The sequence below is a fragment of the Kitasatospora sp. NPDC002543 genome (assembly GCF_053594915.1).
Genome location: NZ_JBSFWR010000006.1, coordinates 106,840 through 120,468, shown reverse-complemented (window position 1 = coordinate 120,468; position 13,629 = coordinate 106,840). Strand labels below are relative to the sequence as shown.

The 13,629-nt window shown below is 73.2% G+C and carries 7 protein-coding genes; 3 read left to right on the top strand and 4 right to left on the bottom strand.

Annotated elements, in window-relative coordinates; translation table 11 throughout:
* Positions 1–89 precede the first annotated feature (89 nt).
* Together ACWD4P_RS04890 and ACWD4P_RS04885 are read right to left on the bottom strand one after the other, a co-directional pair.
* A complete protein-coding gene (locus ACWD4P_RS04890; RefSeq protein ID WP_449778568.1) occupies positions 90–1,346 on the bottom strand; it encodes a L,D-transpeptidase in 1,257 nt (418 codons plus the stop codon).
* Positions 1,347–1,563: 217 nt separating this feature from the next.
* Positions 1,564–2,799, bottom strand: coding sequence for a L,D-transpeptidase (locus ACWD4P_RS04885; protein ID WP_449778567.1), 1,236 nt, complete (start codon positions 2,797–2,799; stop codon positions 1,564–1,566).
* A 278-nt stretch (positions 2,800–3,077) separates the two neighbouring features.
* Here ACWD4P_RS04885 and glgX point away from each other — a divergent pair, with 278 nt between their 5' ends.
* Positions 3,078–5,228, top strand: a complete 2,151-nt coding sequence (gene glgX / locus ACWD4P_RS04880; protein ID WP_449778566.1) for a glycogen debranching protein GlgX — start codon at positions 3,078–3,080, stop codon at positions 5,226–5,228.
* A gap of 9 nt (positions 5,229–5,237) precedes the next feature.
* Here glgX and ACWD4P_RS04875 read toward each other — a convergent pair whose 3' ends face one another.
* Positions 5,238–6,665, bottom strand: coding sequence for a family 2B encapsulin nanocompartment shell protein (locus ACWD4P_RS04875; RefSeq protein ID WP_449778565.1), 1,428 nt, complete (start codon positions 6,663–6,665; stop codon positions 5,238–5,240).
* A 233-nt stretch (positions 6,666–6,898) separates the two neighbouring features.
* On the opposite strand from ACWD4P_RS04875, the gene ACWD4P_RS04870 reads away from it, so the two are divergent.
* Complete coding sequence (locus ACWD4P_RS04870; RefSeq protein ID WP_449778564.1) at positions 6,899–8,851, top strand: ABC transporter ATP-binding protein; 1,953 nt, start codon at positions 6,899–6,901, stop codon at positions 8,849–8,851.
* Complete coding sequence (locus tag ACWD4P_RS04865) at positions 8,848–10,695, top strand: ABC transporter ATP-binding protein (protein WP_359820190.1); 1,848 nt, start codon at positions 8,848–8,850, stop codon at positions 10,693–10,695. The genes ACWD4P_RS04870 and ACWD4P_RS04865 overlap by 4 nt, the downstream gene beginning before the upstream one ends.
* Before the next feature lie 137 nt (positions 10,696–10,832).
* Here the strand turns inward: ACWD4P_RS04865 and glgP are convergent, their stop codons facing one another.
* Entirely contained in the window at positions 10,833–13,610 is a 2,778-nt protein-coding gene (gene glgP / locus ACWD4P_RS04860) for an alpha-glucan family phosphorylase (protein ID WP_449778563.1), read from the bottom strand.
* Positions 13,611–13,629: the final 19 nt, after the last annotated feature.

Sequence of the window (13,629 nt, the reverse complement as noted above, 5' to 3'; positions counted from 1 at the left end):
GTGGCCCGACCCCAACGGGTGAGGACCGGGCCGGACTGCGGAGAACGCGCGGCGGGCCCGGACTGCCGGGCCCACCGCGCGGGTAGGGCCTACCAGTTGGCCCAGTCGACGTTCCAGCCGCCCAGCCCGTTGGAGGGCGCGACGGTCTTCTCCTTCGTGTTCACGACCTTGATCGGGTCGCCGACCATCGAGTCGTTGAAGAACTTGCCCGCGACCGAGGAGTCGCTGCCGCCCTTCACGTCCTGCATCGACACGCAGCCGTGGCTCGCGTTGGTCTTGCCGAACGGGCTGGCCCAGTAGTTGCCGTGCACGAAGGTGCCGGAGGTGGTCAGCCGCATCGCGTGCGGCACGTCCTTGATGTCGTACTCGCCGCCGAGACCGACGGTCTGCGAGTTCATCCGGGTGACCTTCTCCTTGGACATGACCACCATCGTCCCGCCCCAGGACGGCGTGGCGTCGGCGCCCAGGGTGACCGGCACGGTGGTGCTCTGGCCGTCCCGCTCGACGGTCATCTGGTGCGACTTGGCGTCCGCGGTGGAGACCATCGACCGGCCGATGGTGAACGGCTCGTCCTTGTCCACGTCGCCGTAGATGCCGGGGGCGACCTCGACGTTCTTCAGCCGGTACTTGACGGTCACCTTGGTGCCCGGCGCCCAGTACTGCTCCGGACGGAAGTCCACCCGGCGGTCGCCGAACCAGTGGCCCTTGACCACGGTGCCGTTGCTGGACTCGATGCTGATGCCCTTGACGACGGCGTCCTTGTTCTTGACGTCCTTGTTGAAGTTCACCGAGACGATCATGCCGACGCCGTAGGTGGCGCCGTCGCTGATGTTGTCGTTGGTGGAGACCTTCTTGTCCGGCGTCAGCGTGGTGAACGAGGTGGTGGACGCGGCCACCAGGCCCTCGGAGTCCTTGGCCTGCGCGCTCACCTTGTACGCCATGCCGACGGCCAGCGTCCCGGCGGGCTTCCAGCCGGCACCGTCCGGGGTGATCGCCCCCTCGACCGGCTTGCCGTCCTTGTCGGTCACCTCGACCGTGGTCAGCTTGCCGTTGGAGACGGACACCTGGAGCCCGTTCGGCGCGACGTCCTGGGCGCCGTCGGCCGGCTCCACGGCGAGCACCGCCGCCGAGGGCTTCGGCGTGGCCGCGCCGCCCCCGTCCGCGGCGGCCGAGGCGGAGCTGCCGCCGCCCGCCGAACCGCCCGAACCGCTCGAACCGCCGCCCTTGTCGTCGTTGCAGGCCGCGGTGAGCAGCAGCACCCCACCCATGACCAGCGCCATCGCACTCCTGCGCCCGTAGCGGTTGGTGGTGCGTATCGCTGCGCCGGCCGTCTTACCCGTCTTCACGGTTTCTCCCCTCCCGGTATTCACTCACTTGACGCGTTGAGTGCCCCCATGAGTTGCACCATCCGGCCGATCTTTCCGGCCGGATCCCGGACGCGCCGGAGCAGGATAACTAAGCCATCCGAGTGAAACCTGAGGGGAGTGGGGTTGACGGCATGTGAAGCAGTCGTAAAGACGGTGGCAAAGACGGACAGACCAGGCGCAAGCGCCGCCGCTGCGCCTACGGCACCTGCCGCAGCGCGCTCCCGGCCACCCACTGCTCCCACGGCACGTTCCAGCCGTTGAGGCCGTTCTGCGGCGGCACGAAGTCCCCGGAGGAGGCCTTCACCTCCAGCACGTCCCCGGGCAGACTGTGCTCGAACAGCCAGCCCGCCGGGGAGTCCTTGCTCGACCCGCCCTTGGCGTCGGCCAGCCCGATGCAGCCGTGGCTGGTGTTGGCGGAGCCGAACACCCCGGGATCCGCCCAGTAGTTGCCGTGCACGAAGGTGCCGGAGGCGGTGAGCCGCATCGCGTGCGGCACGTCCTTGATGTCGTACTCGTCGCCCATGCCGACGGTCTGCGAGTTCATCCGGGTCACCTTGTACTTCTCCGACACCACCATCACCCCCCGGTAGGTGGAGTGGTCACGGCTGCCACCGGAGACCTTGAGCACCCGGACCACCTTGCCGCCCTGCCCGGCCCGCACCGTCAGCGTGTGGGCGTCCAGGTCGACGGTGGAGACCTGCGCCCGGCCGACGGTGAAGTGCAGGTCCCGGCTCTGGGTGCCGTACTCCCCCGGCGCGCCCTGCACGTCCTTGAGCCGCAGCGCCACCGAGACCCGGGTGCCGGCCGCCCAGTACTGCTGCGGCCGGAAGTCCAGCCGCTGGTTGCCGAACCAGTGCGCGGCCACCGGCACCGGCGGGTCCGCGGTGACCTGCACCGCCTTCTCCACCGCCGCCCGGTCGGTGATCGGCCGGCTGAAGCGCAGCGAGACCGGCATGCCGACGCCGACCGTCGAACCGTCCTCCGGGGTGAAGAAGGCCACGAAGGTGTGCGTCGGCGTGACGGTCGTGAACGCCGAGTGCTGGGCCGCCTTCTGCCCCTGGTCGTCCTCCGCGACGGAGTCCAGCGTGAACGCCGTCCCGAGCGGCAGCGGCCCGTCCGGCGTCCACCCGCTCCCGTCGGCCCCGATCGTGCCCGGCACCTCGACGCCCTTGCCGTCCGCCAGCCGCACGGACACCAGCCGCCCCTGCGTCACCCCCACCCGGACGGCCGCCTCCGGCAGCACGTCCTGCGCGCCGTCGGCCGGCTGCACCGTCAGCACCGCCCGGGACGGCCCCTGGGCCACCGCCCGGGCGCCGCCCGCGACCGCGTCCCCGCCCGGCGCCCCCGGAGGACCGCCACACCCCGCGAGGAGCCCCAGGCAGCAGACCACCGCCGCCACGCCCCGCGCCCACACCCGTCCTCGGCGCCGCATCCCGGGGCCCTCCCACTGTTCATGTCCGACGCCCGGAACAACGAGCCCCGACGACACGGGGACACGCCGACCACCCCGGATTCCCCCCATCCCGTCGACCGGCCCCACCCATCCACACCGAACCGCACCCCCCGAAGGGCGCGCGGGACGAAACCCGCGCGCCCTCACCGCGCCCCACGCCCCCACCCCCCAACCCCCGCACCTCACCGCTTCTGGTCGACGCGATCCGGGAAAGAAGAGGTGAACGGACCCGGAACACCACCCAGGAGGGCCACCCCATGGCGTCGGACCAGCACGTGACCCCCGGCAGCCACCACCCCCTGGGCGCCCACCACGACCCCGCCCGCCGCGGCACCAACTTCGCCCTCTGGACCCCCGGCGCCGAAGCCGTCGAGCTCTGCCTCTTCGACGAGGACGGCCACGAGTCCCGCCACCACCTGACCGAACAGGACATCCAGGTCTGGCACGGCTTCCTCCCCGGCGTCCCCCCGGGCACCCGCTACGGCTTCCGCGTGCACGGCCGCTGGGACCCGTGGACCGGCGCCCGCTGGAACCCCGCCAAGCTGCTGCTCGACCCGTACGCCCGCGCCGTCGACGGCTGTTACACCTCCCACGACGCCGCCTGCTCCGCCGTCCGCAACTGGCCGGAGGCGGACGTCGCCGACACCGTCCGGGACAACCGGGACTCCGCGCCGTACGTGCCCAGGTCCGTGGTCGTCCACGACGAGGACGACTGGTCCGACGACCACCGCCCGCGGACCCCGTGGCCCGAGACGGTCCTCTACGAGCTCCACGTGCGCGGCTTCACCATGCGCCACCCCGACGTCCCCCCGCACCTGCGCGGCACCTACGCGGGCCTCGCCCACCCCGCCGCCCTCGCCCACCTCACCCGCCTCGGGGTGACGGCCGTCGAACTGCTGCCGGTGCACCAGTACGCCAGCGAGGACCACCTCCAGGCCCGCGGACTGGTCAACTACTGGGGCTACAACACGATCGGCTACTTCGCCCCGCACGCCGGCTACTCCTCCTCCGGCTCCCGCGGCGGCCAGGTCGGCGAGTTCAAGCGGATGGTCCGCGCCCTGCACGCCGCCGGGATCGAGGTGATCCTGGACGTGGTGTTCAACCACACCGCCGAGGGCGGCGCCCTCGGCCCCGCGCTGTCGCTGCGCGGCATCGACAACGCCGCCTACTACCGCCTCCCGCCGAACCGCCCGCGCGGCTACGCCGACTACACCGGCTGCGGCAACACCCTGGACACCCGCCGCCCCCAGGTGGTCCGGCTGGTCACCGACGCGCTGCGCTACTGGGTGACGGAGATGGGCGTGGACGGCTTCCGCTTCGACCTGGCGGCCGCACTGGTCAGGAACTCCGACGCCGTCGACATGGAGCACCCCTTCCTCACCGCCGTCGCCCAGGACCCGGTGCTCGGCCGGGTGAAGCTGATCGCCGAGCCCTGGGACGTCGGCCCCGGCGGCTACCAGGTCGGCGGCTTCCCCCCGCTGTGGGCCGAGTGGAACGACCGGTACCGCGACACCGTGCGGGATTTCTGGCGCGGCGCCCGCCCCGACGTGCGCGAGCTCGGCTACCGCCTCTCCGGCTCCTCCGACCTCTACCAGCGGGCCGGCCGCCGCCCGTACGCCTCGGTCAACTACGTGACGGCGCACGACGGTTTCACCCTGCGCGACCTCGTCTCCTACGACCGCAAGCACAACGAGGCCAACGGCGAGGACAACCGGGACGGCACCGACGACAACCGCTCCTGGAACCACGGCGCCGAGGGCGAGACCACCGACCCGGCCGTCAACTCGCTGCGGCTGCGCCAGCTGCGCAACCTGACCGCCACCCTGCTGCTCTCCGCCGGCGTCCCGATGCTCACCGCCGGGGACGAACTGGGCCGCACCCAGGGCGGCAACAACAACGCCTACTGCCAGGACAACGAAGTCGGCTGGCTCGACTGGTCGTTGCTGGAACAGCCCGGCTGGCGGGAGCTGTGCGCCCTCACCGCCCGGCTGGTCCGGCTGCGCCGGGCGCACCCGGTGCTGCACCGGCGGGCGTTCTTCTCCGGCCGGGCCACCACCCCCGGCGGGCGGCCCGACCTCGCCTGGTTCACGCCGCGCGGCGAGGAGATGACCGAGGCCGACTGGTTCGCGCCCACGGCCTGCCTCGGCATGCTGCTCTCCGGCACCGCGCTGCCCGAACCCGACGGGGACGGGCGGCCGATCGGCGACGACAGCTTCCTGCTGCTGCTCAACGGGGGCCCCGAGCCGGTGGTGTTCACGCTGCCCGGCGGGCCCGGGGCGGCGACGGCGGCCCGGTACGAGACCGTGGTCGACACCGCCGCCCCGGGCCCGACGGAACCGTGTCCGGCCGGCGCCGTCGTCCTGGGCGGGCGCTCCCTGCGGCTGCTCCGGTCACCCGCCGCCCCGTGACCTCCCGGTTCAGCTCCCGGCGCGCCCCAGCTCGACGTTCTCCAGCACGCCGATCGCGTCCGGCACCAGCACCGCCGCCGAGTAGTAGGTGCTGACCAGGTAGGACGCGATCGCCTTCTCGTCGATGCCCATGAACCGGACGTTGAGACCGGGCTCCACCTCGTCCGGGATGCCGATCTGGGTGAGGCCGACCACGCCCTGGTTGTCCTCGCCGACGCGCATCGCGATGAACGAGGTGGTCTGCTGCTCGGACACCTGGATCTTGTTGCACGGGAAGATCGGCACCCCGCGCCAGGTCGGCCGCTGCTTGCCGAGGACGTCGACGGTGGACGGGTAGACGCCGACCCGGTTGCACTCCCGCTCGAAGGCGGCGATCGCCCTCGGGTGGGCGAACAGGTAGTCGGTGTCACGGCGCATGCTCAGCAGCTCGTCCAGGTCGTCCGGGGTGGGCGCCCCCGTCCGGGTCTGGATCCGCTGGTCGAAGTCGGCGTTGCTGAGCAGGCCGAACTCCGGGTTGTTGATGATCTCGTGCTCCTGCCGCTCCCGCAGCGCCTCGATGGTCAGCCGCAGCTGCTCCTCGGTCTGGTTCATCGGCTTGTTGTAGAGGTCGGCGACCCGGGTGTGCACCTTGAGGACGGTCTGCGCGACGCTCAGCTCGTACTCGCGCGGCCGGAGCTCGTAGTCCACGAACGCGCCGGGCAGCTCGTACTCGCCCTGGTGGCCCGCCGAGAGGTCGATCTCCGCCTCGCCGTGCTCGTTCTGCGCCTGCGCGACGTCGGCCGCGAAGCCCAGCAGCTGCTCGCGCAGCGACTCGGACCGCCCGATCAGCTCCTGGAGCACCGGCCAGGACAGCGCCATCGCGACGCCTGAGGTGCTCGCCTTCACGGTGTACGGCCAGGTGCCGCCGCCCTCGGTGATGGCCTCGTCGCCGAGGTGGTCGCCGTCCGCGAGGGCGCCGAGCACGGTCTGCTCGCCGTACTTCCCGGTGCCGATCCGGTCCACCTTGCCGTGCGCGATCAGGAAGACCTCCTCGATCGGGGTCCCCTCCTGCACCAGCACGTCGCCCGCGGTGAAGTCCCGCTGGACGAACCGGCGGGCCATCTCGGCCAGCACCTCCTCGTCCTCGAAACCGCGCAGCGCCGGCACCTCGGCCAGCGAGGGGGCGATCACCGTGACCGTGGAGCCGGTCTTCGCGAAGCTCACCCGGCCCTGCCCGGGGGCGAAACTCAGCCGCCGGTTGACCCGGTAGGTGCCCGCGCTGACCTGCACCCAGGGCAGCATCTTCAGCAGCCAGCGGGAGGTGATCTCCTGCATCTGCGGCTTCGACTTGGTCGTCGTCGCCAGGTTCCGCGCCGCGGTGGTGCTGAGGCTGAGCTGAGCCCGTACCTGCACGGTTGCGGAGCCGGAGCCGGGGGTGGGCTCGGTTTCGACCGTCATCTGTGCACTCCTGTCACTCACGCATCAATGGGCATCCGTCAGGACATGTCATCGGCCGATCGGCAGGCGCTCGCAAGAGGCGCACGGCGCACTCATCCCCGCACGAACGGTCGTGCGCGCCCCATATTTCACGCCCGCCCCGCCCGTTCGGGTGGCCGGTTCTCGCCGCGCGCCGCTGACAGGGGTGAAAAACCGGATGAGAAGTGACGGCCTCTCTGCCTACCCTCACCGCGATGGCCGAGAACAGACACGACCCCGAGAACCCTCCCCGGGACAGCACCCGGACCTCCGCCGCCGACACCGCAGACACCGCGACCGACGCCGCCGACACCCCCGGTCCGGCCGGTCCCGGGCCGCGGCGCTCCGCGCTCCGCTCCCTGCTGCGCCTGTGGCCGTACGCCCGCGCCGTCCGCGGCCGGCTGGCCGTCTCGGTGACGGCCGCCACCCTCGGCATGCTGAGCACCCTCGCCGTCCCGGTGGTCCTCGGCCTGATCGTGGACGGCCCGCTCGCCGAGCACGACCTGGCCGACCTCTGGCCGCTGGTCGGCCTGCTGCTGCTCCTCGGCCTGGTCGAGGCCGCGCTGTTCTACACCCGCCGGGTGGTGCTGGCCCGCCCGCTGGCCGGGCTGGAGACGGCGATGCGCGGGGACCTCTTCGCCAAGCTCCAGCGGCTGCCGATCTCCTTCCACGACCGCTGGGGCTCCGGGCAGCTGCTCTCCCGGGCCACCGCCGACATGTACACCATGCGGCTCTTCCTGGCCTTCCCGCTGGTCTTCCTGATCGTCAACTCGGTGATGTTCCTGGCCGGCACCGTGGTGATGTTCACCCAGGACTGGCGGCTCGCGCTGATCGCCCTGGTGCCGGTCGTCCCGCTGTTCGTGCTCACCCGGCGGTTCGAGTCCGGCTTCTCCGGCACCGCCCGGCTCGCCCAGGACCAGAACGGGGACATCGCCACCCTGGTCGAGGAGTCCGTCCTCGGCATCCGCGTCCTCAAGGCCTTCGGCCGGCACCGGTCCATGGCCGACCGCTTCCGCGCCCGGACCCAGGAGCTGCGCCGCACCGAGCTGCGCAAGGCGCACCTGCTCGCCAACCTGTGGGCGGTCGTCGTCGGCCTCCCGGAGATCGCGCTGGCCTGCGCCCTCGCCGTCGGCTCCTACCTGGTGGCCCACGACGAGCTGAGCGCCGGCGCCCTGGTCGCCTTCCTCTCCACCGCGCTGGCGCTGCGCTGGCCGGTCGAGTCGCTCGGCTGGCTGCTCGCCTACGCCAACGAGGCGGCCACCGCCACCGACCGCTTCTTCGAGGTGCTGGACGAGCCGGACACCCCCGAGACGGACACCACCCCGGACACCGCCCCTGGCACCACCCCGGGCACCGCCGCCCCTGGCACCACCGCGTCCGGCACCACCGCCCCGGACGGCATCCGCTTCACCGGCGTCCGCTTCCGCTACCCCGACGCCCCCGACGACAGCCCCGACCTGCTGGCCGGCGTCGACCTGCACATCCGCAGCGGCGAGACCATGGCCCTGGTCGGCGCCACCGGCAGCGGCAAGACCACGCTCACCGCCCTGCTCCCCCGGCTGTACGAGGCCACCGCCGGCACCATCACCCTGGACGGCCGGGACATCCGCGACCTGCCCCGGCCGCGGCTGCGCGAACTCGTCGCGGTCGCCTTCGAGGAGCCCACCCTGTTCTCCGCCACCGTCCGGGAGAACGTCCTGATGGGCGCCCCCGGCGCCGGCGAGGAACAGCTGCGCACCGCCCTCGCCACCGCCCAGGCCGGCTTCGTCGACAAGCTCCCGCAGGGCCCGGACACCGAGGTCGGCGAGCAGGGCCTGAGCCTGTCCGGCGGCCAGCGCCAGCGCCTCGCGCTGGCCCGCGCGGTGGTCGGCGACCCGGCCTTCCTGGTGCTGGACGACCCGCTCTCCGCCCTGGACGTGCACACCGAGGCCCTGGTCGAACGGGCGCTGCGCGAGGTCCTCGGCACCACCACCGCCCTGGTGGTCGCCCACCGCCCCAGCACGGTGCTGCTCGCCGACCGGGTCGCGGTGCTCACCGACGGCCGGATCGAGGCCGTCGGCACCCACCAGGAGCTGCTGCGCGACTGCGCGCACTACCGAGAACTGATGTCGGGCGAGGCCGCCCCGGTGCCCGACGGCCCCCTCATGGCGCAAGGAGGGCGCGCATGACCACCACCGCCGAACCCGTCCGCACCGGACCCCCCGCGCAGGCCGAGGAGGAACTGCCCCCGCCGCCCGCCGACGAGGAGGACATCCCCGTCCCGCCCGGCGCGCCCCGGGCACTGCTGCGCTCGCTGCTCGGCCCGCACCGGCGCCGGATCGCCGTCGCGATGGTGGTGATCCTGGTCCAGCAGGCGGCCCTCCAGTCCGGCCCGCTGCTGGTCGCGGTGGCGATGGACCGCGGCATCCCGGCGCTGCGCGAGCACGACTCCGGCCCGCTGATCGCGGTGGTCGCGGCCTACCTGTTCTGCGCCCTGCTCAGCCCGGTGCTGCAGTGGACGTTCATCAAGATCAGCGCCCGGGTCAACCAGGACATCCTGCTGGAGCTGCGCGGGCGGATCTTCCGGCACGCCCAGCGGCTCAGCCTGGACTTCCACGAGCGCTACACCTCGGGCCGGATCATCTCCCGCGCCACCAGCGACATCGACGCGCTGCGCGAGCTGCTCTCCGAGGGCCTCCAGGAGCTGCTGACCGTCCTGCTGTCGGTCTGCTACATCTCGGTGCTGCTGCTGGCGCTGGACTGGAAGCTCGGCCTGGTCTCGCTGGCGGCCTTCCTGCCGCTGGCCCTGATCGCCCGCTCCTTCCGCCGCCGCTCGCGCCGGGTCTACCGGCGCTCGCGCACCTCGGCCGCCTCGCTGATCGTCCGCTTCACCGAGACCATGAACGGCATCCGCCCGGTGCAGGCCTTCCGCCGGGAGAAGGCCAACGACGCCGCCTTCGCCGTGGTCAACGGGCAGTCCGCGACCGCGACCGCGGACGGCCTGCTGGAGATCGCCCGCTACGTCGGCCTCTCCCGCGCCACCGCCAACCTGTGGACCACCGGCGTGGTGCTGCTCGGCGCCTACCTGGTCGTGGACGACGCGCTGGAGCTGGGCGTGCTCACCGCCTTCGCGCTCTACCTGCGCCGGCTCTTCGACCCGATCGACCAGCTGGCGATGTTCCTGAACAGCTACCAGTCGGCCGCCGCCGCCCTGGAGAAGATCGCCGGCCTGCTCGCCCACGAGCCGACCGTCGCCGAGCCGGACGAGCCCGTCGAACTGCCGCGGGCCTCCGGCAAGGGCCGGGAGGTGTCCTTCGAGGGCACCCGCTTCGCCTACCGGACCGGCAAGGAGGTGCTGCCGGTCTTCGACCTGCGGATCCCGGCCGGGCAGACCGTCGCGGTGGTCGGCGCGACCGGGGCGGGCAAGTCGACGGTCGCCAAGCTGCTGGCCCGCTTCCACGACCCGACCGAGGGCCGGATCCGGCTGGACGGCGTGGACCTGCGCGACCTGGCCACCCCCGAGCTGCGGCGCGGGGTGGTGATGGTGACCCAGGAGTCCTTCCTGTTCTCCGGCACCGTCGCCGAGAACATCGCGATCGGCCGCCCCGGCGCCACCCGCGAGGAGGTCGAGCAGGCCGCCCGCGACATCGGCGCGTACGAGTTCGTCGCCGCCCTGCCGGACGGCTTCGACACCGACGTGCGCAAGCGCGGCGGCCGGATCTCGGCCGGGCAGCGCCAGCTGGTGGCCTTCGCCCGCGCCCTGCTGGCCGACCCGTCCGTGCTGATCCTGGACGAGGCGACCAGCTCGCTGGACGTCCCCGGGGAGCAGGCCGTGCAGCGGGCGATGCGCACCGTGCTGGCCGGCCGGACGGCCGTGATCATCGCCCACCGGCTCTCCACCGTGGAGATCGCCGACCGTGTCCTGGTGATGGATCAGGGCCGGATCGTGGAAGATGGCTCCCCACAGGAGCTGATCGACGGCTCCGGCCGTTTCGCCGCCCTCCACCGGGCCTGGCGGGACAGCCTGGTCTAGGGGCAGAGCCCCGGGCCCCACGAATGTGCCCGTCCGGGTGCGCCGTCACGCACCCGGCCGGGCATTCCCCACTTCCCCGCAGTCGTACGCGGGCGGCCGCCCGCCCGGTTCAGGCCGGCGGCCGCCCGCGGGCCGCGTCAGCGCAGCAGCCCGGCGTCCATCCCCGCCGACTCGACGGGCAGGGCGACCAGCCCCAGCTCGGCCGGCGAGGCCAGCCGCGGGTGGGCGGGCAGCACCCGGACGGTGTAGCCGAACGGGCCGGTCCGGCAGAGCTCCAGCAGGCCCTCGTAGCGGGTGCGGCCGTCCAGGTCGGGCCCGCCGACCGGCTTGAGGGCGAGCAGGCAGGCGTCCGAGATCCGGTCCCGCTCGTCCACCCGGCCGGAGACCACCTGCACCTCGACGTCGCCCGGCTGCAGCGTCCCGAGCGCGACCTGCACCCGCAGCGCCAGTGAGCTGCCCAGTTCCTGCGCCTCGGCCGGGCAGTCCGCCTCGACGTGCTCCACCCGGACGGCCGGCCACGCCTCCCGGACCTTCGCCTTCCAGGCCGCCAGCTCGCGGGCGCCCGCGAACCGCCCGCCCGCCTCCGGGCGCTCGTACCCGGTGCCGGAGCGTCCTCCGGCGTCGGCCGCCGGTCGCGCCCCGCTCTCGGCACCGGCGTGCCCCTCGGCCCGGGGCGGGAACCCGCCCACCAGCTCCCGCTGGGCCTGCGCCGCCGGAGCGTACAGCCGTTCGACGTACTCCCGGACCATCCGCCCGGCCAGCACCTTGGGCCCGAGGGTGACCAGGGTGTGCCGGACCATGGCGATCCACTGCTGCGGCAGCCCGTCCGCGTCCCGGTCGTAGAACCGGGCGGCGACCTGGTGCTCGATCAGGTCGTAGAGCGCGGCGGCCTCGATGTCGTCGCGCCGCTCGGCCTCGCCGCTGTCCGGGTCGAGCACCCCGTCGCGCTCGTCGGCGGTGGGGATCGCCCAGCCGTTGCGGCCGTCGAACCACTCGTCCCACCAGCCGTCCAGGACGGACAGGTTGAGGCAGCCGTTGAGGGCGGCCTTCATCCCGGAGGTGCCGCAGGCCTCCAGCGGGCGCAGCGGGTTGTTCAGCCAGACGTCGCAGCCCGGGTAGAGCCGCTGGGCCATCGCCATGTCGTAGTCCGGCAGGAAGACGATCCGGTGCCGCACCGCCGGGTCGTCGGCGAAGGCGACCATCTGCTGGATCAGCCGCTTGCCGCCGTCGTCGGCCGGGTGGGCCTTGCCGGCGACCACGATCTGCACCGGCCGGGTGGGGTGCAGCAGCAGGGCGCGCAGCCGCTCCGGGTCGCGCAGCATCAGGGTGAGCCGCTTGTACGAGGGCACCCGGCGGGCGAAGCCGATGGTGAGCACGTCCGGGTCGAGCACCGAGGAGACCCAGCCGAGCTCGGCCTCGCCGGCCCCGCGCCGGCGCCAGGAGGCGTGCAGCCGGCGGCGGGCCTCCTCGACCAGCTGGGCCCGCAGGGTGCGCCGCAGCTCCCAGACCTCGGTGTTGCCGATCCTCTCCAGCCCCGTCCAGCGCTTGGTCTCGCCGGTGGTCATCGCCTCCTCGGCGCGCTCGGCGCCGAGCTCGGCGGCGCCGAGCCGGACGACCGCCGGGTCGATCCAGGTGGCGGCGTGCACCCCGTTGGTGACCGAGGTGATCGGCACCTCGGCGGGGTCGAAGCCCGGCCACAGGCCGCTGAACATCGAGCGGCTGACCTCGCCGTGCAGGGTGGAGACGCCGTTGGCGCGCTGGGCCAGCCGCAGGCCCATGGCGGCCATGTTGAAGAGCTTCGGGTCCCCGTCGCGCCAGCTCTCGGCGCCGAGCGCGAGCACCTGGTCGACCGGTACGCCCGGCAGCGCGGCGTCGCCGCCGAAGTGGCGGGCGACCAGCTCGCGGTCGAAGCGGTCGATGCCGGCCGGGACGGGCGTGTGGGTGGTGAAGAGCGTGCCGGCCCGGACGGCCTCCAGGGCGGCGGCGAAGTCGAGGCCGCCCTGGTCCTCGGCGACCAGTTCGCGGATGCGTTCCACGCCGAGGAAGCCGGCGTGTCCCTCGTTGGTGTGGAAGACGTCGGGGGCGGGGTGCCCGGTGAGCCGGCAGTAGGCGCGCACCGCCCGGACGCCGCCGATGCCGAGCAGCATCTCCTGGAGCAGCCGGTGCTCGCTGCCGCCGCCGTACAGCCGGTCGGTGACGTCCCGCTCGGCGGGTGAGTTGGCCTCGATGTCGGAGTCGAGCAGCAGCAGCGGGACCCGCCCGACCTGGGCCTTCCAGACGTGGGCGGCCAGGGTGCGGCCGCCCGGCAGGGCGAGGTCGATCCGGCTGGGGGTGCCGTCGGGCTCCCGCAGCAGGCTGACCGCGAGTTCGTCCGGATCGAGCAGCGGGTAGCGCTCCTGCTGCCAGCCGTCCCGGCTCAGGGACTGGCGGAAGTAGCCGTGCCGGTAGAACAGGCCGACGCCGACGACCGGCACGCCGAGGTCGCTGGCGGCCTTGAGGTGGTCCCCGGCCAGGATGCCCAGTCCGCCGGAGTACTGGGGCAGTGCGGCGGCGATGCCGTACTCGGGGGAGAAGTAGGCGATCGCCGCGGGCAGCGGGTCGGCGTCGTCGGCCTGCTGCCGGGTCTGGTACCAGCGGGGGCCGGTCAGGTACTCGCGCAGGTCGTCGGCGAGGTCGCCGAGTCTGCGCTGGAAGCGCCGGTCGGTGGCGAGCGCCGCCAGTCGGGCGGCCGGTACCTCCCCGAGCAGCCGTACCGGGTCCTCGCCGGTCGCCGCCCAGACCTCCGGGTCCACGGACCGGAAGAGGTCCCTGGTCTCGGGGTGCCAGGACCAGCGCAGGTTGAGGGCCAGCTCGTGCAACGGCTGGAGTTGTTCGGGCAGGACGGTGCGGACGGTGAATCTGCGGATTGCCTTCACGGCGTGAAGCGTAGCCGCG